The organism is Candidatus Thioglobus autotrophicus, from assembly GCF_001293165.1.
In the GTDB taxonomy this organism is placed as follows: domain Bacteria; phylum Pseudomonadota; class Gammaproteobacteria; order PS1; family Pseudothioglobaceae; genus Thioglobus_A; species Thioglobus_A autotrophicus.
On sequence record NZ_CP010552.1, the window covers coordinates 1,221,924 to 1,247,000 of the forward strand.

The 25,077-nt window shown below is 38.7% G+C and carries 28 protein-coding genes; 24 read left to right on the top strand and 4 right to left on the bottom strand.

Going from position 1 to position 25,077, the window contains the following annotated elements:
- Positions 1-4: 4 nt before the first annotated feature.
- The 4 genes from dtd to SP60_RS06635 are packed head-to-tail and all read left to right on the top strand — an operon-like array spanning position 5 to position 1,804.
- Positions 5-442: a D-aminoacyl-tRNA deacylase gene (dtd, locus tag SP60_RS06620; RefSeq protein WP_053951873.1), complete on the top strand. Its 438-nt coding sequence runs from the start codon at positions 5-7 to the stop codon at positions 440-442.
- A complete protein-coding gene (locus SP60_RS06625) occupies positions 436-846 on the top strand; it encodes a PGPGW domain-containing protein (protein ID WP_053951874.1) in 411 nt (136 codons plus the stop codon). The genes dtd and SP60_RS06625 overlap by 7 nt, the downstream gene beginning before the upstream one ends.
- Complete coding sequence (locus SP60_RS06630; RefSeq protein ID WP_053951875.1) at positions 843-1,466, top strand: hypothetical protein; 624 nt, start codon at positions 843-845, stop codon at positions 1,464-1,466. The genes SP60_RS06625 and SP60_RS06630 overlap by 4 nt, the downstream gene beginning before the upstream one ends.
- 8 nt (positions 1,467-1,474) lie before the next feature.
- Positions 1,475-1,804, top strand: coding sequence for an arsenate reductase (locus tag SP60_RS06635; RefSeq protein WP_053951876.1), 330 nt, complete (start codon positions 1,475-1,477; stop codon positions 1,802-1,804).
- On the opposite strand, the gene trxA is transcribed toward SP60_RS06635, so the two are convergent.
- Positions 1,801-2,166: a thioredoxin gene (gene trxA / locus SP60_RS06640; RefSeq protein WP_053951877.1), complete on the bottom strand. Its 366-nt coding sequence runs from the start codon at positions 2,164-2,166 to the stop codon at positions 1,801-1,803. The two genes, SP60_RS06635 and trxA, sit on opposite strands and share 4 nt — an antisense overlap.
- A 161-nt stretch (positions 2,167-2,327) precedes the next feature.
- Between trxA and ruvC the strand changes: the two genes are divergently transcribed.
- On the top strand, positions 2,328-2,798 hold the full coding sequence (gene ruvC, locus SP60_RS06645; protein ID WP_053951878.1) for a crossover junction endodeoxyribonuclease RuvC: 471 nt from the start codon (positions 2,328-2,330) through the stop codon (positions 2,796-2,798).
- Here ruvC and SP60_RS06650 read toward each other — a convergent pair.
- A complete protein-coding gene (locus SP60_RS06650) occupies positions 2,795-3,934 on the bottom strand; it encodes a cation diffusion facilitator family transporter (RefSeq protein ID WP_053951879.1) in 1,140 nt (379 codons plus the stop codon). The genes ruvC and SP60_RS06650 overlap by 4 nt on opposite strands.
- 397 nt (positions 3,935-4,331) lie before the next feature.
- On the opposite strand from SP60_RS06650, the gene SP60_RS06655 reads away from it, so the two are divergent.
- The 5 genes from SP60_RS06655 to SP60_RS06675 all read left to right on the top strand — a co-directional run bounded on the left by SP60_RS06655 (position 4,332) and on the right by SP60_RS06675 (position 8,462).
- A complete protein-coding gene (locus SP60_RS06655; RefSeq protein WP_053951880.1) occupies positions 4,332-4,553 on the top strand; it encodes a FeoA family protein in 222 nt (73 codons plus the stop codon).
- Positions 4,550-6,733 carry a ferrous iron transport protein B gene (gene feoB / locus SP60_RS06660; protein ID WP_053951881.1) on the top strand — a complete coding sequence of 728 codons (2,184 nt, stop codon included), beginning with the start codon at positions 4,550-4,552 and terminating at the stop codon, positions 6,731-6,733. The genes SP60_RS06655 and feoB overlap by 4 nt, the downstream gene beginning before the upstream one ends.
- A 163-nt stretch (positions 6,734-6,896) precedes the next feature.
- Positions 6,897-7,508, top strand: a complete 612-nt coding sequence (locus SP60_RS06665) for a cytochrome b/b6 domain-containing protein (RefSeq protein WP_082319658.1) — start codon at positions 6,897-6,899, stop codon at positions 7,506-7,508.
- On the top strand, positions 7,505-7,888 hold the full coding sequence (locus SP60_RS06670) for a DUF1924 domain-containing protein (protein ID WP_053951883.1): 384 nt from the start codon (positions 7,505-7,507) through the stop codon (positions 7,886-7,888). Before SP60_RS06665 ends, SP60_RS06670 begins: the two co-directional genes overlap by 4 nt.
- 10 nt (positions 7,889-7,898) lie before the next feature.
- Positions 7,899-8,462 carry a diheme cytochrome c gene (locus tag SP60_RS06675; RefSeq protein ID WP_053951884.1) on the top strand — a complete coding sequence of 188 codons (564 nt, stop codon included), beginning with the start codon at positions 7,899-7,901 and terminating at the stop codon, positions 8,460-8,462.
- Here SP60_RS06675 and SP60_RS06680 read toward each other — a convergent pair.
- Positions 8,459-8,980 (bottom strand): helix-turn-helix transcriptional regulator, encoded by a 522-nt coding sequence (locus SP60_RS06680; protein WP_053951885.1) that lies wholly within the window; start codon positions 8,978-8,980, stop codon positions 8,459-8,461. The two genes, SP60_RS06675 and SP60_RS06680, sit on opposite strands and share 4 nt — an antisense overlap.
- 154 nt (positions 8,981-9,134) lie before the next feature.
- On the opposite strand from SP60_RS06680, the gene SP60_RS06685 reads away from it, so the two are divergent.
- The 6 genes from SP60_RS06685 (at position 9,135) to SP60_RS06710 (ending at position 15,448) form a co-directional block, all read left to right on the top strand.
- Positions 9,135-9,785: an ABC transporter ATP-binding protein gene (locus SP60_RS06685; protein ID WP_053951886.1), complete on the top strand. Its 651-nt coding sequence runs from the start codon at positions 9,135-9,137 to the stop codon at positions 9,783-9,785.
- Positions 9,786-9,849: 64 nt separating this feature from the next.
- Positions 9,850-10,869, top strand: a complete 1,020-nt coding sequence (locus tag SP60_RS06690) for an extracellular solute-binding protein (protein WP_053951887.1) — start codon at positions 9,850-9,852, stop codon at positions 10,867-10,869.
- 85 nt (positions 10,870-10,954) lie between these two features.
- Entirely contained in the window at positions 10,955-12,562 is a 1,608-nt protein-coding gene (locus tag SP60_RS06695; RefSeq protein ID WP_053952242.1) for an ABC transporter permease, read from the top strand.
- Positions 12,563-12,604: 42 nt separating this feature from the next.
- Positions 12,605-13,789: a bifunctional glutamate N-acetyltransferase/amino-acid acetyltransferase ArgJ gene (gene argJ, locus SP60_RS06700; RefSeq protein ID WP_053951888.1), complete on the top strand. Its 1,185-nt coding sequence runs from the start codon at positions 12,605-12,607 to the stop codon at positions 13,787-13,789.
- Positions 13,786-14,637: a formyltetrahydrofolate deformylase gene (purU, locus tag SP60_RS06705; protein WP_053951889.1), complete on the top strand. Its 852-nt coding sequence runs from the start codon at positions 13,786-13,788 to the stop codon at positions 14,635-14,637. The genes argJ and purU overlap by 4 nt, the downstream gene beginning before the upstream one ends.
- A 52-nt stretch (positions 14,638-14,689) precedes the next feature.
- Positions 14,690-15,448, top strand: coding sequence for a sulfite exporter TauE/SafE family protein (locus SP60_RS06710; RefSeq protein ID WP_053951890.1), 759 nt, complete (start codon positions 14,690-14,692; stop codon positions 15,446-15,448).
- On the opposite strand, the gene SP60_RS06715 is transcribed toward SP60_RS06710, so the two are convergent.
- Positions 15,445-16,323: a LysR family transcriptional regulator gene (locus SP60_RS06715; protein WP_053951891.1), complete on the bottom strand. Its 879-nt coding sequence runs from the start codon at positions 16,321-16,323 to the stop codon at positions 15,445-15,447. The two genes, SP60_RS06710 and SP60_RS06715, sit on opposite strands and share 4 nt — an antisense overlap.
- 388 nt (positions 16,324-16,711) lie before the next feature.
- Between SP60_RS06715 and SP60_RS06720 the strand changes: the two genes are divergently transcribed.
- From SP60_RS06720 to SP60_RS06755, 8 genes are all read left to right on the top strand, one after another.
- Positions 16,712-18,094, top strand: coding sequence for a ribulose-bisphosphate carboxylase (locus tag SP60_RS06720; RefSeq protein WP_053951892.1), 1,383 nt, complete (start codon positions 16,712-16,714; stop codon positions 18,092-18,094).
- 161 nt (positions 18,095-18,255) lie between these two features.
- Entirely contained in the window at positions 18,256-19,065 is an 810-nt protein-coding gene (locus tag SP60_RS06725) for a CbbQ/NirQ/NorQ/GpvN family protein (protein ID WP_053951893.1), read from the top strand.
- A gap of 14 nt (positions 19,066-19,079) precedes the next feature.
- Positions 19,080-21,326 (top strand): nitric oxide reductase activation protein NorD, encoded by a 2,247-nt coding sequence (locus SP60_RS06730; RefSeq protein WP_053951894.1) that lies wholly within the window; start codon positions 19,080-19,082, stop codon positions 21,324-21,326.
- Positions 21,326-21,715, top strand: a complete 390-nt coding sequence (locus SP60_RS06735; RefSeq protein ID WP_053951895.1) for a hypothetical protein — start codon at positions 21,326-21,328, stop codon at positions 21,713-21,715. The genes SP60_RS06730 and SP60_RS06735 overlap by 1 nt, the downstream gene beginning before the upstream one ends.
- A gap of 276 nt (positions 21,716-21,991) precedes the next feature.
- Positions 21,992-23,410, top strand: a complete 1,419-nt coding sequence (locus SP60_RS06740) for a form I ribulose bisphosphate carboxylase large subunit (RefSeq protein WP_053951896.1) — start codon at positions 21,992-21,994, stop codon at positions 23,408-23,410.
- Between the two features lie 59 nt (positions 23,411-23,469).
- Positions 23,470-23,817, top strand: coding sequence for a ribulose bisphosphate carboxylase small subunit (locus SP60_RS06745; protein WP_053951897.1), 348 nt, complete (start codon positions 23,470-23,472; stop codon positions 23,815-23,817).
- Between the two features lie 74 nt (positions 23,818-23,891).
- Complete coding sequence (locus tag SP60_RS06750) at positions 23,892-24,209, top strand: hypothetical protein (RefSeq protein WP_053951898.1); 318 nt, start codon at positions 23,892-23,894, stop codon at positions 24,207-24,209.
- 16 nt (positions 24,210-24,225) lie between these two features.
- A complete protein-coding gene (locus SP60_RS06755; RefSeq protein WP_053951899.1) occupies positions 24,226-25,041 on the top strand; it encodes a CbbQ/NirQ/NorQ/GpvN family protein in 816 nt (271 codons plus the stop codon).
- The last annotated feature ends 36 nt before the right edge of the window (positions 25,042-25,077 follow it).

Genomic DNA, 25,077 nt, shown 5'->3' on the forward strand with positions numbered 1-25,077 from the left:
TCAAATGAAAGCTCTAATTCAACGCGTTTCTAAAGCCGAAGTAGAGGTCGATGGGCAGATAACAGGTGCGATTAATCAAGGTCTTTTGGTGTTTATTGGCATTGAGAAAAATGATGAGCAGGCACAGGTTAATAAAATGATTAAAAAAATATTGGCCTACCGAGTGTTTTATGATGCAGATGAAAAAATGAATTTATCAGTTAAGGATGTTGAAGGCGAGCTTTTGTTGGTCTCTCAATTTACCTTAGCAGCAGACACTAACTCAGGCACAAGACCTGGATTTTCAACAGCTAAAGTCCCCGCAGAAGCTAAAGAGCTTTATGAATACTTTTTATCGAGTATTTCTCAGCAGTATGCGCAGATTCAAAGTGGGGTGTTTGGTGCAGATATGCAAGTGTCTTTAACCAATGATGGGCCAGTTACTTTTTTATTGTCATGCTAGCAGATTTGTTTGAATATTTTAATCAATACGAAGAGTTATTGATATTAGTCAGCTTGATTTCTGCAGTTGTGTTTGTTTTAACTTTGTTATTAACACCATATTTACTCGGACTTATTGCTAGTGATTATTTCACTATGGAAAATCCCCATAAGTTAGAAATTAAGCATATTGGTCATGTTATTGCGGTAATTATTAAAAGTGTTATTGGCCTAGCATTATTGCTTGCTGGAATCATTATGCTTGTTACCCCAGGACAGGGCGTTATATCAATTTTATTGGGATTGTTTCTAATGGAGTTTCCCGGTAAGCGCAAACTTGAGCTTAAGATTATTAACCACGATCCAACATTTAAAACCCTAAACTGGCTGAGAGAAAAAGCCAGCAAACCACCATTTAAACGATGAAAGAAAGACACATAGTTGGCTACACGTTATTAGGCTCCATACTAGCATTTTTGCTAATTTTTCTATTAACGCGTGATGTTGAAATGCCTGAAAATCAGGCCATGCCTTGGCAAAGTTATCTAAATGAGCAGGGTCAAACTGTGGTTTTTGAATTGACCATGGGTCGTAGTCAGTTAATTGATGCGGCGCGCCAGTTTGGTGTGGAGATTGAGGCATCACTGTTTGAGCGTGAACACATAGAGCCTGAGCTAGAAGTATACTTTCCAAGTACCAAAGTAGGCGGTATTGGCGCTAATATTATTTTAAATTTGGCAGTAGATGCTCAGCACCTTGAAATGCTCAGAAAAAATATAGACCAATCTATGTTAATGCCTTCAGGGGTTAAGAAAACTACCTTTACAACAACTGGTGAGGCACTAATGTCGCATTATCAGATTAAATCTCTGAGCTTTGTACCTAAGACCGATTTAAGTGAGGAAGTGATGTTGAATTTATTTGGCAAGCCAGAGCAAATAGAGTCTGCTTCTCCAAGCGTGTCTTATTGGCATTATCCTCAAAAAGGGTTGCGTATTATTGTTGACGATGAGCATAAAGAAATTCTTGAATTTTTTAATCAGTAGGTCAGCAGATGATAACCATGTACGGCATTAAAAATTGTGACACCATTAAAAAAGCCAGGCGTTTTTTAGAGGATCATCAAGTTGAATTTGAGTTTATAGATTTTCGCCAGCAACCAATCGAGCCAACACTGTTACAAAGTTTTGTTGATCAAATTGGCTGGGATAAGCTAATCAATAAACGCTCTACAACTTATAGAAGTTTGAGCGATGTACAAAAGGCTAATATCACTTTAGAGCTGACGTTAAAAAACCCAACCCTTATCAAGCGACCTGTTTTAGTAACAGATGGCAATATAAGAGTTGGGTTTAGTGAAAAAGGCTATTCAGATTTAGTTTAGCTTTTCGCTTGTTCTTCAATTTCCTTACGCACAACATCCATATCAAGCTCTTTCGCTTTATTTAAAACATTTTCAAGGTCTGCTTCTGCCATTGCACCAGGTTGTGAAAAAATAGCGATTTGATCTCTGAAAATCATCAAAGTTGGAATAGAGCGAATTTGGAATTTACCGGCTAAATCTTGCTCATCTTCGGTGTTAATTTTGGCAAATGTTACGCCATCAATTTTTTCACTCATGGCTTCATAAGTTGGTGCAAATGATTTACAAGGTCCACACCAGGGTGCCCAAAAATCCAAGATAACTAGCTCGTTGTTTTGAATAGTGTCGTCAAAGTTGTCTTTGTTTAGCTCTAATACTGCCATGATTTATCCTTGTTTAATCTTAAAGGGCTAAAGTATATCATAAATGCCTTATATCTATCAACCTGTGCAACAAGATTTTAAGGCTTAATATGGGTTTTTGTTCAGCTAGAAATACTTTTATAGTAAACTTATTTTTTAGGTATTTATATTTGTAATAGTTCATGAAAATTTTAGGAGTTGACCCTGGCTCAAGAATCACAGGCTTTGGCCTGATTGAAGCTCAAAAGCTTAAATTTAGCTATATTGCTAGCGGCTGCATTCGTACTAAGGGTGAGTTGACAGATCGAATTACCACGATTTTTTTAGAAATTGATCAGGTGGTTAAAAAATATCAGCCCGATATCGTAGTGATTGAGCGTGCTTTTATGCGCCCTGATCGACCTAATCCTGATGCAGCTATTAAGCTGGGCCATGCACGGGGCGCTATTATCTCGGCTGCAGGTATGAATGGCATTACGATGGTTGAATATAGCCCCAATCAAATTAAAAAGGCAGTTGTGGGCAAAGGGCACGCGAGTAAGGATCAAGTGTCTTATATGGTGTGTGAGTCCTTAAAGCTTAACAAAGCACCTCAAGAGGATGCGGCAGATGCGTTAGCAGGTGCTATATGTCATGCCTATCACAGTCTTTAGCTTTTACTAAAGTAAACCTTAACCTTTCCAAATCCTTCTAAAGCATCCACTGTTTCATGTAATTTAGATAAGATTTCATCACTACTTTGGTCAGATTCCAGGCAGCTTAGTGGCAGGTAAAAATCAACATGAATTCTACTATCTAGATAATGCAATTGAATGCGCTCAATCTCCCCATCACATTTATTGCTAAATAAGGCTTTTGTTAACATTCCTAGCGCTTCAGCTCGCTCTGGAAGGGTTGCGTAAGGGGCAACGGTCTCATCATCTTCAGGATCGATGTGAACAGTTACATCATTAAGATCCTCTAGGCACTCTTTAGCGACACGCTCGACGCTCACACTAATAATATGACCTTCGCTCACACTTAAAAAAGGATCAACTTGTACATGCACATCGCAAGAGATTGCATGCCCGATTTTACGAGTGCGTAATGAATGGACGCTATTAACCCCGCTAATTCTACCAATGGCGTTTCTAAGATTTTCTACCTGATCTGCATCAATCGAAGAGTCGACCAGCTCTTTGGTAGCACCCAGTCCTAGCTCCCAAGCAATATAGATAATCATGAATCCTACTACGATTGCCGCCGCACCATCTAAGTACAAATAGCCATTAAGGCTACCCAAAATGCCAATAAATACAACGATAGAAGAGAGAGCGTCAGAGCGATGATGCCAGGCATTGGCTTTCAACATGTCTGATTTGTAAGTTTTGGCCACTTTTAGCGTATACCAATATAACGCTTCTTTGGAAAAAATTGATAGCGCGGCAACACTAAGCAGCAGCACGTTGTACGATAGCTCACTAGGGCTAAATAAACGCTCAAACGCGTCATAGATAATCCCTATGCCAATGATGACTAAGATGATGGCAAGACCAAGTGTAGCAACAGTTTCAAACCGCTCATGACCGTAAGGATGTCCATCATCTGCCTCTTCGGCTGAATGCTTGGCAGCGTAGAGTACAACACCATCTGATAATAAGTCAGAAAATGAGTGAATGCCATCGGCGATTAAAGCGCCTGAATTGCCCAAGGTGCCAACAATAACTTTAAAGATTGCTAGCAAGAAATCAATGATAGCACCAATAATGGTTACTTTTTGACTGGCTTTTGCGCGATTTTCTAAATTCATAGCTATTGCGTATTCGTATTTAATATTTTGACCATTTTATGACATCTGGCGCTGATTGTGTATTTATCAATGCGGTATAAAAATTTAGGAAATTTTGTGAATGGCTATTTAATTGGGTGAAAATATTATAAATAAGAGTCTTTTGAAAGGGTTTAGAGCTTGATTTTCAAGAAAAACACCTTATTTTTACAACTTAATGTCCTGTATTTTATTTATTTCGGAAATTTTTAAAATGGACTATTTTTTAATTCTTATATTAATGCAAATGATAACGTGTATCATTTGCATTAATTATTTAACAATAAATAGGGAGTAAAGTGACTCGTAAAAAATCTTATATAAAATTAACACCACAACAGTTGAAAGATTTTATTAACCGTTTAAAATAATACAATCTATGAAATTACTCTGCACACTCGATACTGACCAACAAGGGTTAGTTAGTCAAATTAATGCGACGCATGAAAAGAAAATCAAGTTATTAGGTTTGGGTATTAATACCAACTCTAGTATTGTTGTACTTAGGAATCGAGGGGGAGATATGGTGCTGGCACTGGGTAATGCTAGAGTTAGTGTAGGCAGAACTTTGGCCAAGCTTATTGAGGTGCGTGAGTTATGAGTTTTGAAAAAATCGCCTTAATTGGCAATCCTAACGCCGGCAAAACAACATTATTTAATTTATTAACAGGTGCTAAGCAGCGTACGGGTAATTGGCCGGGTGTGACAGTTGAACGCAAAGAGGGTGAATTTTATATTGAGAATCAGCAATTTTCAGTCACTGATTTGCCAGGGGTGTACTCGATTGACGATAAAAACTCATCCATAGATGAGCAAATTGCTCGGGACTTTGTGCTTAATAATCCTGATCATTTATATTTTAATATTGTCGACGCATCCACACTAGAGAGAGGGCTATATTTAACAACTCAGCTTAGAGAGCTTGGGGTGAATGTCGTGGTCTTGCTTAATATGATGGACGTTGTTGCTAAGCGTGATATGCAAATCGATGTCGCAGCTTTAAAGGGCGCCTTTGCTTGTGAAGTGATTCCTGTGTCATTAAAAGGAGCAGCCGATTTAACACAATTACTCGAATCTATTACGCACTATCAGCCTCTACAGGCGTTTAACATCGAATACCCAATAAAAAAAATCACCGATTTACAGGGTGATCATAAAGCGATAGAATTATTAGAGGCTGAAACGAGATTTAACAGAGCAAATAGTATTGCTCAGGCGGTCACTACCCATGCAAAAAGTTTTAAAAAAACATTATCTGATACCATAGATCATTGGATATTGGGCGCTTGGACGGGCGTGCCAATTTTCTTGACAGTTATTTATCTTTTATTTTTGTTTAGTATTAATTTTGGTGGCGCACTGATTGATTTTTTTGATATTTTTGCCGGAGTTGTTTTTGTAGAAGGCACACGCTACGTGCTCGATTCCATTGGTACACCTGAATTCATGCAAGTAATTTTAGCGGATGGCGTGGGTGGCGGCATTCAAGTTGTGGCAACGTTTATTCCTATTATTGCCTCCTTGTATCTGTTCTTAACTTTGTTAGAAGAAGTGGGTTATATGGCGCGCGCTGCTTTTGTGATGGATAAATTTATGCGCCGTATTGGCCTATCAGGTAAGGCGTTTATTCCTTTGATTGTGGGTTTTGGCTGTAATGTGCCCGGCATTATGGCGGCCAGAACACTTGATACTCACAGAGAAAGGGTTACTACAGTGATGATGTCACCTTTTATGTCATGTGGCGCAAGACTCGCTGTGTATGCATTGTTTGCGGCGGCTTTTTTCCCGGTGGGTGGGCAAAATATTGTGTTTTCCTTATATTTAATTGGTGTGATGTTTGCCATATTAACCGGCTTAATTTTAAAGCGCGCATTTAAAGGAGGCGCTGATACTAGTGATTTCTTAATGGAGTTACCGGGCTATCAATTACCTTCATTCAGAAATCTTGGTATTAACACTTGGAATAAATTAAAGGGCTTTGTACTAGGCGCAGGTAAGGTGATTGTGATAGTGGTCACTCTTATTAATGTCGTGAACAGTGTGGGCATGGATGGCTCATTTGGTAATCAAAACTCTAAGAATTCAGCACTTAGTGCGTTGGCACAAACCATTACACCTGTCTTTGAGCCGATGGGTATTGATCAAGACAACTGGCCGGCAACGGTTGGTATTGTCACAGGTATTTTGGCTAAAGAAGTGGTGGTTGGAACGCTTGACTCCTTGTATTCAAATTTAGATGTAACAGTGGATGCCAATGAGATAGCGGCTGAGTATGATTTGGTGAATGGTGTGAGTGAAGCTTTAGCAACCATTCCTGTTAATATAGCAGAGGCCGTGTCAAATATTTCAGACCCATTAGGCTTGAGTGTTTTGGATGATACACATTCTCAAGATTTAGCGGCAGAGTCGCAAGCCGTTTCTGCAGATACTTTTGGGGTGATGGTTTCTCGTTTTGATGGAAAAATAGGTGCTTTTGCTTATTTATTGTTTATTCTTTTATACTTTCCATGTGTCGCCGCCTTTGGTGCTATGACGCGTGAAGTGGGTAAAAAATGGGCGATTGTAGGTGCCCTATGGGCAACAGGCTTAGCCTATTTTTCAGCAACTGTTTTTTATCAAATCGGCACATTCTCACAACATCCAATGCACTCACTACTATGGATTGGCGTGTCTATCGTCATATTAATTATCTCAGTGATGATGTTGATGACAACAGGCAGTAATGCCAGTAATAGAGCTATTCCAGTTGTTACTGAGACTGAATGTCACCACTGTAAGTAGCCATTCGTGTTATTGGTGCGATTTCAGTCTGGTAACTGAAATAAGACATATGTCCTAAAGTTGCGTCCTTTTAGTAATATACGAACCTTTGTCCAATAGACTTTGCAAGCCATTGTCGTTATTCTTGATTGCAAGTTATTTTAATTGAGAAGTGTATTTACTAATGAAGTCTGTCCAGTCAATGCCATTAATCCAAGAAGCGTCCATTAATATTATGGTCAGGGTCTTCCATTGGAGTGTTGTCATTTTATTTAGTGTTTTGTTTATCACTGGAGATCAGGGCGATGGCGCTGATGCCATGCACATCATTACTGGATATTTGTTAATCAGTGTTATTGTTGCAAGAATATTATGGGGATTTATCGGTGATGAAAATGCACTTTGGAAAAATTACCTAAATCACCCAAAGCTGATATTTACTTACTTATCTAAATTACTTTCATCCGTCAAAGTTAAATTTCAAATGCATAACCCTGCTGGTAGCAGCATGATACTGGCCATGATATTGACGTTATTAATAACAACGTTTAGTGGCTTGTTATTGGAGGCGGTGTTTGAATTTAGCGGTGCACTATTATGGCTATCTACTGTTATTAGTGATGATCAGTCTTTTCTAATTAAAGAGCTGCATGGTATTGCCGCACACCTTATGTTATTTGCTATTACGTTGCATTTTCTAGGGGTTTTATACTCAAGTTACCGATACCGAGTCAACATGCCACTGATGATGATTACTGGACGTCTTCATTTTATAGAAAATAAGGGAAAAATATGAATAAAAAATATCTAACTGTGTTGATATTATTTGCTTGCACAAGTCACGCACAAGCTGTTGATTTTAACCAATTGTATCAGTCATGGTCGGGCACAAGTTTGGTGTCTCCCAGCGCCTCTAAAGGTCAAGAGTTATGGGAGTATGAATTAATTCCTGGAAAAAGTTGCGCTAGTTGTCATGGTAGTGATCTTGCTCAATCAGGCTCACATACTAAGACCAATAAATTGATCAAGCCTTTATCGCCCAATACAAACTCGAAGCGATTAACCAAAGTTAGTAAGATAAATAAATGGTTGAAACGCAATTGTAAGTTTACTTATAAGCGCGAATGCACCCCGGAAGAGAAAGTTAATTTTATTGAATTTATAAGAACAAACTAAGGAGAAAATTATGTTTAAAAAAAATGTATCAGTTATTTTATTTTTTGCGGTGACTTTTTTTGCACTACAAAGTCAATCAGATAGTAGTATTTGGCGTTATTTTAGTGGCGAAGAGCGAGGTGTTGCTGCGGTTAACAACGACTTATATCAGGAAGAATGTGGCGCATGCCATTTTACTTACCAGCCAGGGCTATTGCCAGCTAGATCATGGGATCGGCTAATGAGCAATAAGGAATTGACAGATCATTTTGGTGAAGATATTGCATTTGATGATCAAGTGAGCGTTAACAGCCTAACCAGTTATTTAATAAAAAACGCGGCCGATAATTCTTCATATAAACGTTCACGAAAAATCATGCGCTCTCTTGGGTCGATTGACACACCTTTACGCATTACCGATACCCCGTATATTATTCGTAAGCATCGTGAGATTCCAGACAAGCTAATTAAACAAAAAGAAGTGGGCTCTATTGCCAATTGTAGCGCTTGTCACCAAAATGCAGATACTGGTAGTTTTGATGATGATAATGTTCGCATTCCAAATACTGGGTTTAGAGGCTGGGATAATGATTAAAGCAAATCTTCAAAGAAAAAAGCGGAAAGTTCGTGCCGACCTTTGAGGTTAGATTTTTTATAAATTGCAGAGGCTTGTTGACGGGTTGTTTTTTCTTTAGTCTTTCTGATTTGACTAATTTCATCCAGCGACAAGCCTTTTAGTAGCAATATTGCCACCTCTTGTTCTGATTTGCTTAATAACCAGTCTTCAAGCTGAGCGCTAACCACTTGAAACAATTCATGCTTCAATATTTTTACTTGTTTAGAATAGTTAAGATTATCCAAATCTAGGCGTTGTATGGATTTTTTTAATGATTTTTCATTGCGATAGCCCGCTTTAATCTCTTTCCATACTATAGTAGTTGCCACAATGGTTAAAAGTAAGATTAAGCCCTCATTAAATAAGTGCAGGTTGTCATGATATCCTTCATTAATATCTTGCACAAAGGCTAAAGCATTGATTAATAAAAAATAGGCCAAAGGTAATAAAACCAAATATTTTCTTGTGAATAGTTTTTTCAAGTTGTATTTGATCATTGGGTAATACCCCTATTAATAACAAGTTGTTGTTTTATTATAGCTACTAAATGCCATTCACTATAGATGATGAACATCTTTAAAGAGTTTGTTGGTTTTGTAATCCGTCGTCTTGTATAATATTGAGAATCATTCTTATTAGTATTTACACTTTATGTTGGCTATTCATAACTTATCGGTTGTCTATCAAAACAATATTGTTTTAGAAGGCTTTGATCTGAGCCTTGAGCAGGGTGAAATTTTTGCCTTACTGGGGGATAGTGGTAGTGGCAAGAGCTCTACACTTAGATTTATAGCAGGACTTGATGAGGCAGCTAATGGAGATGTATTATTAGACAGTGTTCAATTATCCCGGGACGGCATTCATTTGGTGACACCAGAAAACCGGGAAGTTGGTATGGTGTTTCAAGATTATGCGTTATTTCCACATATGACAGTTTTTAAGAATATTAGCTTTGGCATTCATAATCTTGCTAGCGATACACAACAGCAAAGGGTGGCAGAATTGTTGTCGATGATTGGTTTAGAGGGTATTGAAAGTAAGTATCCGCATCAGTTATCAGGAGGTGAGCAGCAGCGAGTTTCTCTGGCTCGAGCCCTGGCACCTTCGCCCAAAATCTTGTTAATGGATGAGCCTTTTTCTAGTTTGGATAAAAATCATCGTGATCAATTAGTATCGCAAGTTCGACACATCCTTAAAAAAACTAACACCACTTCAATTTTGGTGACACATGATATTAATGAGGCTAATGCCCTTGCTGATAAAGTGGGAAAAATTCAGAATAAGCGCTTGACTATTAAATGATAATGAGTATCATTAGTAATTGATAATCATTATCATTTATAAAAAAATCAGGAGAAAAAGTAAAATGAATATTAAGAAATGGGTTTCATCAGCAATTATGCTATCAGTGGCATTAGTGTCAAGTATGTCAGCAGTGCAAGCAGCAAGTGACGATTCAGTCACTGTCTATAGTGCTAGAAAAGAGCATTTAATTAAGCCATTGTTTCAAGCCTTTACACAAGATACAGGCGTCAAGGTTGACTACCTAACAGGTAAGGGCGGAGCGTTGATTGAGCGTTTGAAGCTTGAAGGTGCTAATACGCCAGCAGATATATTTATGACAGTCGATGCGGGTAATCTTTGGTATGCAGGTTCGCAAGACTTGTTCCAGAGTGTGCAAACAGATATCTTAAAAAGCAATATTCCTGCTTATTTAAGAGATCCTCAAGGATTGTGGACGGGTTTATCAGTTCGTGCACGTACGATTGTTTACTCAACGGACCGCGTTAACCCTAATGAACTATCAAGCTATGAAAATCTTGCAAGTGAGAAATGGAATGGGCGCCTATGTTTAAGAACCAGTAAAAAGGTTTATACCAAATCGTTAGTGGCCTCTGTTATTTACCACCATGGTAAGGAAAAGGCGGGTGATATTGTTAATGGTTGGGTGAATAATTTGAGCGCCACACCGAATGCTAAGGATTCGCATGTCATGAATGCTATTTTGGCAGGCCAGTGTGATGTTGGACTGGTCAATACATATTACTTTGGCCGTCTGATTGAGAAAAATCCAGAAGCGCCACTCAAGCTATTTTGGGCTAATCAAGACACAACAGGTGTACATGTTAATGTCTCTGGTGCGGGCGTGACTAAGCATGCATCTAATGCAGCTAGCGCTATACAATTGTTAGAATGGTTATCATCTGCAAAGGCGCAAGCGATTTATGGTTCTTTGAATAAAGAGTATCCGGCTAATCAAAATATTGCAGCAGATGAGGTAGTGTCCACTTGGGGGTCTTTCAAACAAGATAACATGAATTTGTCACAGGCAGGTATTTTGCAGTCTGAAGCGGTTAAGTTGATGCAGATAAAAGGCTATCGATAAACCTAAGTTAACCTAAACAACAAAACCCAGGCTAGATACTTGGGTTTTGTTGTTTAGTATTAAATTAAAAAATAAGAGAAAAATTTTGAAAAAATACTGTCTTAGCTCAAAAATTTGGATTAGCTTACTAGCTTTGTTAGTGGCCATGCCAATCTTTGTGGTGGCATTTTCTTGGCTACTTCCTGAGCATGAACTCTGGACGCATTTTTCTCAAAATTTGCTACCTGACTTAATCAGTTCAACGGTTATTTTGTTATTTGGGGTAGGTCTCGGTGTCACGTTGCTAGGCACTGTATTGGCTTATTTGGTGGTGATGGTTGAGTTTCCGGGTAGAAAATGGTTGGAATGGGCGCTATTTTTGCCCTTTGCGGTTCCTGCTTACGTCTTAGCATTTGTCTATTTAGGGGTTTTTGATTATTCAGGTTATGTACAAGTTTGGATGCGCGAAGTCTTAGGCTTACCAGGATTTGATATTCGCGCTGGCTCATGGGCGATTATTCTTACCTTTGTATTGGTGTTTTATCCGTATGTTTACATGATGACCAGAGCGTCGTTTAAGCGTCAAAAAATTAGCATGATTGAAGCGGGTAAGTTGCTTGGTGCTAACCCCATTCGTGTTTTCTTTAAAATTTCCTTGCCTTTGGCTCGTCCGGCAGTAGCGGCAGGGCTGCTAGTAACACTGATGGAAACCCTGGCAGATTTTGGTGTGGTGAGTTTGTTTAATTATGATACATTCACAACCGCTATTTACTCTGCTTGGGGAGATTTCCGCTCAATTGAAGTGGCAGCTCAGCTGGCATCTTTATTAGTTTTGGTGGCATTTTTCTTGATTTATTTTGAAAAGAAAGCGCGCGGTCAGGCTAAATATTATTCAGCAGATGTTGTTAATAAAAAACCTTATCAGGCTACAGGGGTCATTGGTTGGTTGATTAGTTTATTTGTCTTAAGTGTGTTTATGTTTTCTTTTGCCTTGCCAATGTTGCAGTTGGTTGTTTGGGGTTGGGCGTCGGTGGGCGAAGAGTGGAGTTCAAAATATTTTGATTTGATCACATCTACTTCTATTTTAACCATCTCAGCTGCATTGATAACGGTGGTGATTGCGACTGTATTGGCGCTACCGGGACGATGTAAGCAAGGTAGTATTTGGCTTAAAAGCGTCATTCGACTGGCTACATTGGGCTATGCTCTACCGGGTTCAGTGATGGCAGTTGGGCTACTATATGGGATTAATCAAATCTCTGAGGTGAATATTCATTGGGGTGGTGAAAGTATTAATCATCTTATTTTTGGCTCCATTGCACTCTTAATTTTTGCCTATGTTTCTCGTTTTATGGCTATTGCTTATAGTTCAATTGAGGCAAGCGCCCAACAAATTAAGCCGGTTTACACCCAAAGTGCAAGGCTTTTAGGTGCGTCGCGATTACGACTTATTTGGCAGGTGTATTTACCCATGATGATGCCGGGAATCTTGGCAGGAGGGTTGTTAGTAGCAGTTGATGTCATGAAAGAGTTGCCAGCTACTTACCTGTTACGCCCATTTGGCTGGGATACTTTGGCTATCCAAGTGTATGAGCTTAGTGCTGAAGGTTTGTTTGAACGTGCTGCAATTCCAGCGTTGATTATGGTGCTGTTTGGTGCAATACTAATGGGTGTTTTCCAGTATCTGGATAAAAAATCTTCAAAAACTTCGTAAGTCAGTAAAATACCCTTAATTATTAAGGATTTTTTATCAGTTATGAGTCAAGCGTTATTAAAGGTTAAAGGTGTAATTTGCGGTGCAATTAATGCACATATTAAAAATAATGACGCCCTGGATTTGTCGGTTATTTCATTGGTTAAAGGGTCAACAACTGCAGGCGTTTTCACTCAAAATATTTTTTGTGCAGCACCTGTTTTGGTGGCTAAAAATCACCTGCAGTGCTCGCCATTGGCACTACTAATTAATAGTGGTAATGCGAATGCTGGAACGGGTGCGCAAGGGTTGAAAAATACGGTTAAAACTTGTGAGTTGTTGGCTAGCGAGCTAAATATTAAAACAGAGCAAGTGCTACCTTTTTCAACGGGCGTGATCGGCCAGCAGCTTGATGTCTCTAAGTTTGAAGTAGGCATTCCAAGTGTGGCTGCCCAGTTGTCAGAAGACGCTATGGATAAGGTGGCGAAAGGCATACTAACTACAGATTTGCTAGAAAAAACCCATTCCAAGACATTCGATGTGGCCGGGAAAACGGTAACTATTAGTGGTATTGCCAAAGGTTCAGGCATGATTCGTCCTGATATGGCCACCATGTTAAGCTTTGTTTTTACTGATATTAAGGCGACTCAAGATCAGTTGCAAGCTTGCTTAACACAGGCGACCAATCAGTCTTTTAATCGAATTACCGTTGATGGTGATACCTCTACTAATGATGCTTGTACACTCAGTGCAACAGGGGCAAGCGGTATTAATTTCGCTGATTGCAAAGACGTGTTTCAAGAGGCGCTAAATGAAGTGACAAAGTCTTTAGCGCATCAAATTATTAAAGATGGTGAAGGCGCCACAAAATTTGTTGAAGTATGTGTCAAGGGTGGCAGTACTTATAATGATTGTTTAGAAGTGGCCTATACGGTCGCACACTCTCCTTTAGTTAAAACAGCTTTATTTGCTAGTGATGCAAATTGGGGACGTATTTTGGCAGCCGTGGGGCGTGCACATGTTAAAGACTTGGATATTAGTAATATTAATATTTATCTAAATTCAGTTAGCCTAGTCAAGGCAGGCGAGCCAGATCCTACTTATACAGAGGCGCTGGGTAGTGCACAAATGCAAAAAACCGATATTGTGATTACCATAGAAATTGGCGCCAGCGATCTACAAGAAAGTGTTTGGACGACGGATTTTTCTTATGATTATGTCAAAATTAATGCGGAGTATCGAACATGAGTGTTTATCGATTGTTGATTTCTTGCCCTGATACCCATGGATTGGTGGCTATTGTCAGTCAGTTTATTCTTGAATATAATGGCAATATCAAAGAAGCGCACCATCATTTGGATGAGCAAAACCAGCACTTCTTTATGCGTATTGAGATTGAATCAAACTCTATCTCCTGTTCTTTAGATGAATTTAAAGAGGCTTTTTCTGTTTTAGCCGAGCGGTGTAACATGGCTTGGAAGCTGAGTGACGCTACACAGCTTAAGCGTATCTTGATTATGGGATCAAGTGCCTCACATTGTGTGGCAGATCTCTTGCATCGCGACCATGAAGACGAGCTTGAAGGTGAAATTATTGGTGTTTTATCAAATCATAGCAAACTCTCAAAGCTGGCTAGTTGGTACGACGTGGCGTTTAAAAAAGTAAGTATTAGCCAAGACACTCAAGAGGCTGATAAAGTGAAAATGATGCAAGCGGTTGACAGCTTTAATCCAGATGTGATTGTTCTAGCGCGCTATATGCAAATTATCCCTGAAGAGATGTGTGCTGAATATAACGGTAGAATTATTAATATTCACCATTCATTTTTGCCATCATTTGTGGGCGCTAATCCGTATGCACGTGCCGCTGAACGTGGAGTAAAGCTGATTGGCGCAACCTGTCATTATGTGACGGCTAATTTGGACGAAGGGCCGATTATTGAACAAGACGTGGTGCGTGTTGATCATGGTGATAGCGCCGATGACATGAAAAAAATGGGCCAGGATGTTGAGAAAATTACCCTAGCTAAAGGCCTCAAGTATCATCTAGAAGATCGCGTTTTAACCTGTAACAATAAAACCATTGTATTCTCATAATTGTTGACTTAGGTCAATCAATTGAGTGGGGCTATCCGTAAAATAAACCCACATGGAAGCAGTCCTCTATATTGATTATCTATTGCCGTTCTTGTTTTTTATTGTGGCGTTTGTCTATTCTTCGGTTGGCATGGGGGGCGGCTCATCCTATACAGCCATTATGGTGATTGCAGGCATGTCTACTTTAGTGATCCCGATGGTTTCTTTATCGCTTAACCTTTTTGTAACGACCATTGGAAGTTATAACTATTTGCGTAACAAGCATGGTAAGTTGCGTATTATTCTGCCATTTTTGTTCTCAGCAATTCCATTCGCTTATGTAGGTGGCGCGCTGCATTTACCTAAACAAGTATTTTTATGGATACTGCTGGCCTCGTTGATATTAGTTGCTATACGAATTTACTTCTGGAAAGATACAGGCTTTAGGTGGCAATTAAACCATTGGGGTAAAATTGCCATTTCTTTAATTGCTGGCTCTATTATGGGATTGGTTGCGGGTATTGTCGGTATTGGCGGCGGCGTATATTTGGTGCCTTTGATTATTATGCTAAATATTGGTACGCAAAAAGAAGCAGCAGCAGCGGGTGTGGTGTTTGTTTGGGTGGTGTCTCTATCAGGATTGGTATCGCGTTTGCACTATAATTCGATCGATCTATCTGAATATATACCTCTGATTGTGGCAGTCGTTGTGGGTGGGTTTTTAGGCTCTTATATGGGTTCGTTTAAGTTTAACCCAAAGACTATGGAGAAAATACTAGGTCTGGTTATTCTTGTGGCTATTGCGCTACTTATTAAGAAAATAGTTTTTTAACTATTTTCAACGATAAATTTTTTAAAGCGTTCGGCAATCGGCGAAAGCTTGTTTTTAGAATGATGCACAACATACCAATGACGAGTAATCGGAAATTTATCAATATCAAGCTGCTTAATAACATTATTTTCAAGCTCTAATTTAACCGTATGTTTGGATACAAATCCAATACCCAGTCCAGCTTGAACAGCCTGGATAATAGCTTCATTAGAGTTTATTTCAATATCAGAGTTGAGTCGCATGCCAATAATTCTTTCAATGGTAATGCGTGTACCTGAGCCTTGCTCTCTAGTAATAAGTGTCTCATTAGTGAGATTTTTAATGGTATTTTTCTGATTTTTAAGTAAGGGGTGCTCTGGATGAGCGATAGCAATTAGAGGATTCTCCATAAATGGCTGGGTAATCAGAGGCATGTCTGTTGGGGGTTCCCCCATAATAATCAAATCCGCTTCATTGTTATCAAGCTTTTTAAGTAATGATTCACGATTGGTTACATCTAAATAAAAAGACATTCGTGGGTATTTTTTCTTAAATTTAGCCAAAATATGACTAACAAATGAGTTGGTGGTCGTGGCAACGGCAATTTGCAAATGACCTGCTTCAGGATCTAGCGTTTGATCAATATCTAATTTACTTTTTTCAAGCGTATCAATAACGTCGATACAGGTCTGATAAAACATTTTTCCAATGTAGGTTGGTGTCACTGTTTTTCCTTTGGTATTAATAAGATCTGCCCCAATATTTTTAGTGAGTTGTTGTATCTGCATATAAACAGCAGGTTGGGTTACAAACAGCTCTTTACTTGCTCGGGTAAAACTTTTGGTGCGCACAACCGCTTCAAAGCTATACAATTGTTTAAGTGTGTAATTAATCATAAATAAATATTATTATTTAATAAAAAAATATTATTTTACCTTTTTAATCAAGTATTTAAATTAGCTTTCACCTCTATTTTATTAGGTGTTTTTTTTATGGCTAATTTGATTATTGATACTAACCATATTGGCAATATGTTTTTATATAAACCCTTGTTTTAACAAGGTTTTATATAAATACCCTAATAAATAAGTAAAGTTTATTTTTATTAAATTTTTGATTAGTTTTTATTAATAAATATTTATAAAAATATATAAGGATTTATTAAGAAAAATGGCTTTATATCGGTATTTTTTGCCAAAAAATGTTGAAACTGAAAAACAAAAGACTTACAAAATGAATGGTATTAATTATAATGGTATTTTTTTTGTTAAATAGGAGTCCACAATGGATCAATCGAATAGATATGCTGATTTGTCATTAGACGAAGATACGCTAATCGCACAAGGTGGCCATATTTTGGTTACATACACTATGCACCCAATGCCTGGTTTTTTTGGCTATTTAGAAACTGCTGCTCACTTTGCAGCTGAGTCTTCAACAGGTACAAACGTAGAAGTTTGCACAACAGACGACTTTACTAAAGATCTAGATGCAATGGTATATGAAATTGATGAAGCTAAAGGCATCATGAAGATTGCATACCCATGTGGCTTATTTGACCGCAATGTAATTGACGGTCGTGCAATGGTTGTATCTTTCTTGACACTTGCTATTGGTAACAACCAAGGCATGGGTGATGTTCAAGATGCGCAAATGATTGACTTCCATGTTCCTAAGCAGATGCTTGACATCTTTGATGGCCCATCTATGGATATCACTGATCTTTGGAGCCTATTAGGTCGCGACCGTGAAAATGGTGGTTACATTGCTGGTACTATTATTAAACCTAAGTTAGGTTTGCGTCCTAAGCCTTTTGCTGAAGCTGCATACCAGTTCTGGTTAGGTGGCGACTTCATCAAGAACGATGAGCCTCAAGGTAACCAAGTTTATGCTCGTATGAAGGATGTAACGCCTTTAGTTGCTGATGCAATGAAGCGTGCACAAGATGAAACAGGTGAAGCTAAGATTTTCTCTGCAAACATTACAGCTGATGATCATCATGAGATGATTGCCCGTGGTGAATACATCTTGGAAGCATTCGGTGAGAATGCTCATCACGTTGCATTCTTAGTTGACGGTTATGTTGGTGGTTGTGGTATGGTTACTACAGCACGTCGTAACTTCCCTGGTCAATACTTACATTACCATAGAGCCGGTCATGGTGCGATTACATCTCCATCTTCAGTTCGTGGTTACACTGCATTTGTTCTTGCTAAGCTTTCTCGCCTTATGGGTGCGTCTGGTATCCACGTGGGTACAATGGGCTTCGGTAAGATGGAAGGTGGTGCAGATGATAAGCATATTGCATACATGATTGAACGTGATAGCGCTCAAGGTCCAGTTTATCACCAAGAATGGCACGGTATGAAGCCGACTACACCAATTATTTCTGGTGGTATGAATGCGCTACGTCTTCCAGGTTTCTTCGAAAACCTAGGTCACGGTAATGTAATCAACACTTCTGGTGGTGGTTCTTACGGACATATTGATTCTCCTGCAGCGGGCGCTAAGTCATTGCGTCAAGCGTACGAATGTTGGATGGCTAAAGCTGATCCAATTGAGTTTGCTAAAGAACACAATGAGTTTGCTCGTGCATTCGAGTCATTCCCAGGTGATGCAGATTCTCTATACCCAGGTTGGAGAGATCAGCTAGGTGTTCACAAGTAAATCTTGTAACGTTTAGTTATAAAAGCCTCTGCTACATGTAGAGGCTTTTTTTTCTAAGAAACTCTTACCCAAGTGAGAACGTAGGTTCTTATTTTGGTAAGCGTTTCAAACTACACAAGTTATTGTGTTTAAGTATAACTTAAATTAATAAGGATAGAACTATGTCAGATTTCGATATCAATCAATTTAAAATTGAATCAGAGCCGTTTTACGAAGCACAATCAAACGAAGCAGAACTTTATACGGCGGCATACAATGCAAGATTTCCGGTGATGGTTAAAGGTCCAACAGGTTGTGGTAAATCTCGTTTTATTGAGTATATGGCGTATAAGTTAGATAAGCCTATTATTACCGTTTCTTGTAATGAAGATATTACCGCTTCAGATCTAATTGGTCGCTACTTGTTGGATTCTAATGGTACTCGTTGGGTAGATGGTCCTTTAACATTAGCAGCGCGTCATGGCGCTATTTGTTATTTAGATGAAATCGTTGAGGCTCGTCAAGACACCATGGTGGTTATTCACTCATTAACGGATCATCGTCGTGAATTAATGTTGGATAAAAAAGGCGAACTTGTTAAGGCACACCCTGATTTCCAATTAGTGATCTCATATAACCCTGGTTATCAGTCACTCATGAAAGATCTTAAGCAATCAACCAAGCAGCGTTTTACAGGTATGGACTTTGACTATGCTTCAGCTGAATTGGAAGCGTCAATTGTTGTTAAGGAATCGGATGTAGATGCAGATACTGCCGCTAAATTGGTTAAGCTTGCTGAAACCACTCGTAATTTAGTAGGGCATGGATTGGATGAAGGTGCTTCAACGCGTCTTTTAAATTATGCAGGCACGTTGATTGCTGCTGGTGTTGATACTAAGGATGCTTGCCATATGGCATTAGTGTGTCCAATTACAGATGATGCTGAGGTTCGCACAACTATGAGTGGTGCAATTGACGCTATTTTTGGCTAATAGGTAAATAACTTATGACCGAAGAAGTTCAATATAAGCCTCTAGATTGCGCATTTGAATCCGTACAAGCCGTTTTTGCCTTAAATATTGAGCAGGCAGTAGAGCACTTATCAGAAGCCAGCCTTAGTGAGTATTATGAGGGTGCTGAGTTTTTGGCTAAAATTGGCCAGGGTGACAAATTATCTATTGCATTTTTAAAAACCATGCCATGGGCGGGTGAGCATTTTGGTGACGGTAGCATTAAAAAAATTACTGATTTCACCTACAATAAAATTTGTAGAACGCCCAACAAACCAGCTGTTGAAAAGTTTCTAGATAGCTTTATTATTGTTGTTGATCATATTGACAAAGATCAGCTAGATGAATATTTAGCATTAATTGAATATCATTTGTCTGAGACAACCTTCTCTATTCATGGTATTCACGACACACATCCATCGCCATCGCTAATAGCAATGCTTGCTAATATTAATTTATTATTAGAGCAACTAGATTTTAAAGGTATTTATGAGTGGATTAATTATGGTCTTAGATATTTTAAAGATCATCCAGAGCGCCAAGAAGAGTATTTTACGTTAACAACGGCTGATTCGAAAGCAGTCTTTCAGCGTCAACGAAAAGGTTTGTTATTTAGTGATATTGAACGTCCTATTAATTTATTCCAGCAAGCTCTATGGAAGACGAATTTTATGTACGCGCCGTATTCACCAGATTTTGAAGCGCTTGAGCATTTTCATCCTTATTTAGAAGATGAAGTTATTCGCTTGCCTGATATTTATAGCGACTTAAATGGTGTTAACGGTTGTAAGCGCTATATGGCATTAATTGCGCATATTATTGCCCATCATCAGTTCACCACAAAAATTGTGGCTGATAACGTCTCACCACAGCAACGATTCTTTACCGAAGTGTTTGAAGATGCACGCGTTGAATATTTAGCCATTCAGCAATATCCAGGTTTGAAAAAACTTTGGTTAAGTTTAATGCCAGTAGTGGACGAGTTTGATTGTGACGATACGAGGCAGTCTTGCCTAAGACACCGAGCCATTATGCTTACTCGCGCATTACTGGATGACAATCATCCGTATCAAAATCAAATTATTTTGGATTATGTTGAAAAGTTCAAAGAATTAATGAGTAGGGGTGAAACAACTACTTCCGATAGTTTAAGTCTTGGCCTTGGTTATTTAATTAAAACTCGAAGTGCGTCTGATGCACTGGGCAGTATTTATTTTGAAAATACTGAGGTTAGCTATCGTGATGACAATCGTTCTATATGGCTGTTCATTGAAGAGTTTGATGAAGAAGATAATATTTTTGAACATCAGAAAAAATCTGAGGATGAAGATGATGAGGAGGTTGAAGTAATTCCGCCACATTATTACGATGAATGGGATTATGCCTATGAATCGTATAAGCCAGATTGGGCGGCGGTTTATGAGCGCTTGCATACACATACGAATGCTTCAAAAATTGATCAAATTTTAGACAAGCATTCATCTTTAGTTAAACAGCTTAAGAAGGTGCTTGATTTGCTTAAACCTCAAAATAAGAAGCGTGTTCGTTATCAGGAAGAAGGTGTTGAGTTGGATTTAGATATTGCACTTCGTAGCGTGATTGATATTAAAAATGGCTCACAGCCGGATACTCGAATTAATGTTGATTTTGAGCATGATTCTCGCAGTGTCTCAGTGCTATTGTTGCTTGACTTATCACAATCACTTAATGAAGTGGCAGGGTCTTCTGGTCAGACCATTTTAGAGCTTTCTCAAGAAGCGGTATCGCTATTGGCTTGGGCGGTGGAACAATTGGGTGATAATTTTGCCATTGCAGGGTTTAATTCAGATACTCGTCAAAAAGTTATGTATTATCACATTAAAGGCTATAGTGAGCATTGGGACGATACGGTTAAATCTAGATTGGCCGACCTTAAGGCTGAGTTTTCAACGCGTATGGGCGCCGCTATTCGTCATGGTGCACATTATCTTGATATGCAGCAAAGCGATAAAAAACTCATGTTAATCCTAACTGATGGCGAGCCTGCTGATATTGATATGCATGATTCAAAAGCTTTGATTCAAGATACGCACAAAGCAGTACAAGAAGCGCAGCAAAAAGGCATGTATCCATATTGCATTAGTTTAGATAAAAAAGCGGATGAGTATATTGCTGATATTTTTGGATCGCATTATTCAGTGATTGATCGTATTGAGTCTCTACCAAAAGAATTACCACAGTTATTTTTATCCTTAACTACATAATGAAAAATATTACGGCCACTGTAGAATTTGATTATAAAGCTCAGCATTACAAACTGTCTTCAGAGATTGATATTGAGACAATCATTAATCAAGATAACTATTGTGAATCTATCTATCTGACAATTGCAAGGGAGAATAGTGTTGGACTTTACAGTTATGAGCTTGAAATTATGATGGATCAGAAAATCATATTTTCAGATAAGGATGGATATATACAGCAGTGTTTAAACAATGGAGATATAGATATATCAAAATTGAGAGATTTACATACCAAACAACTATTGACATCAGTTATAACTGAATTAATGGATAAATATGATTTGAAGAAAGACGATAAAAATACGTTCGATGCACTAACAGATGCATATATTAAAGGAAAAAATAGCTAATTTTCTTACTTTCTTTAGCTGAATAGAGCTGATTTATAGCTATTAACCATGTTTATTTTAGGTTTATACCTTATAAAAGCACTAGGTTTTTTCTATTTTCAATAGAAAAAAATATAGAAATATCCTTTAGTGTCAGTATTTTTTGCAAGAAATTGATATATTACCAACTTCTAATAATAATAATAACTTATGATTAACTAAAAAAAAATTAATTTACATTTTTTTTTCTCTACCTATAATGGGGGCTCCAATTTAACAAAAAAAGGAGTTAAAAAAATGGCAAAGGTTTATGATGCGGGTGTTAAAGATTACCGCGAAACATATTGGATGCCGGATTACACACCGTTAGAAACGGATATCCTGGCATGTTTTAAAATCACACCACAAGACGGTGTACCACGTGAAGAAGTAGCAGCGGCAGTAGCAGCTGAGTCTTCTACAGGTACTTGGACTACGGTGTGGACAGATCTATTAACAGATCTTGATCACTATAAAGGTCGTTGTTATGCGATCGAAGACGTACCGGGCGATGATACATGTTTCTACGGTTTTGTTGCTTACCCAATTGATCTTTTTGAAGAAGGTTCAGTTGTAAACGTAATGACATCATTAGTTGGTAACGTATTCGGCTTTAAAGCTCTACGTGCACTTAGACTTGAAGATATCAGATTCCCAATTGCATACGTAATGACTTGTAACGGTCCACCGCAAGGTATCCAGTTAGAGCGTGACATCATGAACAAATACGGTCGTCCTTTATTAGGTTGTACTATTAAGCCTAAGTTAGGTTTATCAGCTAAGAACTATGGTCGTGCATGTTATGAAGGTCTTCGTGGTGGTTTAGACTTCACGAAAGATGATGAAAATGTTAACTCACAGCCGTTCATGCGTTGGAGAGCTCGTTTTGACTTCGTACAAGAAGCTATCGAGAAAGCTGAAGCTGAAACTGGTGAGCGTAAAGGTCACTACCTAAACGTTACTGCGCCGACTTCTGATGAAATGATGAAGCGTGCCGAGTATGCTAAAGAAATCGGTTCTCCGATCATTATGCATGACTACATTACTGGTGGTTGGTCTGCTAACACGCAGCTAGCACAATGGTGTCAAGACAACGGTATGTTATTACACATTCACCGTGCAATGCATGCGGTATTAGACCGTAACCCGCATCACGGTATCCATTTCCGCGTATTGACTAAGATCTTGCGTTTATCTGGTGGTGATCATTTACACTCAGGTACTGTTGTAGGTAAGCTTGAAGGTGACCGTGAGGCTACTTTAGGTTGGATCGACATTATGCGTGATTCATACATTAAAGAAGATCGTTCACGCGGTATCTTCTTTGACCAAGATTGGGGCGCAATGCCGGGTGTAATCCCAGTAGCTTCTGGTGGTATTCACGTATGGCACATGCCAGCACTAGTAAACATTTTCGGCGACGATTCTGTATTACAGTTTGGTGGTGGTACATTAGGTCACCCGTGGGGTAACGCAGCTGGTGCAGCAGCAAACCGTGTAGCGGTTGAAGCTTGTACTGAAGCTCGTAACCAGGGTCGTGAGTTAGAGAAAGAAGGTAAAGACATCCTTACTACTGCAGCTAAGCACAGTCCTGAACTTGCTATCGCAATGGAAACTTGGAAAGAAATCAAGTTTGAATTCGATACAGTTGACAAGATTGACGCAGCACATAAGTAAAGTGTCACTAGCAAGGTGTCAAAACCTTGCTATTTAACTAATATATAAGGAGCATTAATATGCAAGATTATCAATCAAGTTTAGGTAACACTGACAGTCGTAAATTTGAGACTTTCTCATACTTACCTACAATGAACGCTGAGCAAACTCGTCAACAAGTTCAATACATTATTGATCAAGGTTGGAACCCGAGTATTGAGCACACTGAGCCACAGCATGCTGCTGGTTCGTACTGGTACATGTGGAAACTGCCAATGTTTGGTGAAACAGACGTTGACGCGATTCTTCAAGAAATTGAAAATTGTCATGCTGCACATCCGGACAACCATGTTCGTTTGTTAGGTCTAGACAACTTCGCACAATGTGCTGGCGCTTCAATGGTTATCTACCGTGGTAAAACGGTTTAATAACTCTTAAGTGATAGATTTAAAAAGCCTTAGCTATTAATTTGGTTAGGGCTTTTTTTAACTATCAAATAATTATGACAAATAAACCAAAAACATATATCGGTATTAATAATGAGATCAATGGCGGCATGACCACCATTGGTAAAATAATTCGCGATGCCTGGGTGTTTGAGTTAATTGAAGAAACAGAAACTTGTGAAGGGTGGAACCTGGCAGGTATTGACGCATTGTTAGAAAAAGTTAATAATGAGTGGGATAAGTACAGCTGTTTAGTCGGTTTTTTACCACCAGAGCTAAGAGAACGCCATCAGCGTATTCATGATGTTGCCATTCAAAATGCTAAGAAAGCAGGCTGGTCAGGCGAATCAGAAACTGATGATGAAGATGAATAAATAGGAAAGGAGAATTATGTCTGAAATAAAAGTAGATCCAAAACAATATATTGTTAAAGATGAGCCTTACTATGAGGCCGTTAATGATGAGATAGAATTATATCAATCAGCTTACGATGTACGTATGCCAATGATGATTAAAGGTCCAACAGGTTGTGGTAAATCACGTTTTGTTGAGCACATGGCTTGGAAACTTGGAAAGCCACTAATCAGTGTTGCCTGTAACGAAGATATGACTGCCTCTGATTTAGTGGGTCGTTTTTTATTAGACAAAGATGGTACAAAGTGGCAAGATGGACCTCTAACAACCGCTGCTCGTATTGGTGCGATTTGTTACCTAGATGAAATCGTTGAAGCGCGCCAAGACACGACAGTTGTGATTCACCCATTAACGGATCACCGTCGTGAATTACCTCTTGATAAGAAAGGTGAGTTAGTTAAGGCACATCCTGATTTTCAATTAGTTATTTCATATAACCCTGGTTACCAGTCTCTTATGAAAGATCTTAAGCAATCTACTAAACAGCGTTTCGGTGGCATGGATTTTGATTATCCAGAGACTGAATTAGAAGTGGCAATTGTTACTAAAGAGTCTGGTGTTGATCAGGCGATTGCTGAAAAACTAGTGCAAATTGCACATCGTGCTAGAAACTTAAAAGGCCATGGTCTTGATGAAGGTATCTCTACTCGATTATTGGTTTACGCAGGTCAGTTAATTGCTAAAGGTGTTGCTGCTGAAGCAGCTTGTAGCATGACGATGATTACTCCGTTGACAGATGATCCAGATATGCGTGATACACTTAATGCTGCTGTACAAACGTTTTTAGGCTAAAACAGACTATTCGTTAACAATAATTTCTCGTTTGGT

Coding starts and splice junctions, on each gene's coding strand:
- dtd (WP_053951873.1), top strand. CDS start 5: ATGAAAGCTCTAATTCAACGCGTTTCTAAAGCCGAAGTAGAGGTCGAT.
- SP60_RS06625 (WP_053951874.1), top strand. CDS start 436: ATGCTAGCAGATTTGTTTGAATATTTTAATCAATACGAAGAGTTATTG.
- SP60_RS06630 (WP_053951875.1), top strand. CDS start 843: ATGAAAGAAAGACACATAGTTGGCTACACGTTATTAGGCTCCATACTA.
- SP60_RS06635 (WP_053951876.1), top strand. CDS start 1,475: ATGATAACCATGTACGGCATTAAAAATTGTGACACCATTAAAAAAGCC.
- trxA (WP_053951877.1), bottom strand. CDS start 2,166: ATGGCAGTATTAGAGCTAAACAAAGACAACTTTGACGACACTATTCAA.
- ruvC (WP_053951878.1), top strand. CDS start 2,328: ATGAAAATTTTAGGAGTTGACCCTGGCTCAAGAATCACAGGCTTTGGC.
- SP60_RS06650 (WP_053951879.1), bottom strand. CDS start 3,934: ATGAATTTAGAAAATCGCGCAAAAGCCAGTCAAAAAGTAACCATTATT.
- SP60_RS06655 (WP_053951880.1), top strand. CDS start 4,332: ATGAAATTACTCTGCACACTCGATACTGACCAACAAGGGTTAGTTAGT.
- feoB (WP_053951881.1), top strand. CDS start 4,550: ATGAGTTTTGAAAAAATCGCCTTAATTGGCAATCCTAACGCCGGCAAA.
- SP60_RS06665 (WP_082319658.1), top strand. CDS start 6,897: ATGAAGTCTGTCCAGTCAATGCCATTAATCCAAGAAGCGTCCATTAAT.
- SP60_RS06670 (WP_053951883.1), top strand. CDS start 7,505: ATGAATAAAAAATATCTAACTGTGTTGATATTATTTGCTTGCACAAGT.
- SP60_RS06675 (WP_053951884.1), top strand. CDS start 7,899: ATGTTTAAAAAAAATGTATCAGTTATTTTATTTTTTGCGGTGACTTTT.
- SP60_RS06680 (WP_053951885.1), bottom strand. CDS start 8,980: ATGATCAAATACAACTTGAAAAAACTATTCACAAGAAAATATTTGGTT.
- SP60_RS06685 (WP_053951886.1), top strand. CDS start 9,135: ATGTTGGCTATTCATAACTTATCGGTTGTCTATCAAAACAATATTGTT.
- SP60_RS06690 (WP_053951887.1), top strand. CDS start 9,850: ATGAATATTAAGAAATGGGTTTCATCAGCAATTATGCTATCAGTGGCA.
- argJ (WP_053951888.1), top strand. CDS start 12,605: ATGAGTCAAGCGTTATTAAAGGTTAAAGGTGTAATTTGCGGTGCAATT.
- purU (WP_053951889.1), top strand. CDS start 13,786: ATGAGTGTTTATCGATTGTTGATTTCTTGCCCTGATACCCATGGATTG.
- SP60_RS06710 (WP_053951890.1), top strand. CDS start 14,690: ATGGAAGCAGTCCTCTATATTGATTATCTATTGCCGTTCTTGTTTTTT.
- SP60_RS06715 (WP_053951891.1), bottom strand. CDS start 16,323: ATGATTAATTACACACTTAAACAATTGTATAGCTTTGAAGCGGTTGTG.
- SP60_RS06720 (WP_053951892.1), top strand. CDS start 16,712: ATGGATCAATCGAATAGATATGCTGATTTGTCATTAGACGAAGATACG.
- SP60_RS06725 (WP_053951893.1), top strand. CDS start 18,256: ATGTCAGATTTCGATATCAATCAATTTAAAATTGAATCAGAGCCGTTT.
- SP60_RS06730 (WP_053951894.1), top strand. CDS start 19,080: ATGACCGAAGAAGTTCAATATAAGCCTCTAGATTGCGCATTTGAATCC.
- SP60_RS06735 (WP_053951895.1), top strand. CDS start 21,326: ATGAAAAATATTACGGCCACTGTAGAATTTGATTATAAAGCTCAGCAT.
- SP60_RS06740 (WP_053951896.1), top strand. CDS start 21,992: ATGGCAAAGGTTTATGATGCGGGTGTTAAAGATTACCGCGAAACATAT.
- SP60_RS06745 (WP_053951897.1), top strand. CDS start 23,470: ATGCAAGATTATCAATCAAGTTTAGGTAACACTGACAGTCGTAAATTT.
- SP60_RS06750 (WP_053951898.1), top strand. CDS start 23,892: ATGACAAATAAACCAAAAACATATATCGGTATTAATAATGAGATCAAT.
- SP60_RS06755 (WP_053951899.1), top strand. CDS start 24,226: ATGTCTGAAATAAAAGTAGATCCAAAACAATATATTGTTAAAGATGAG.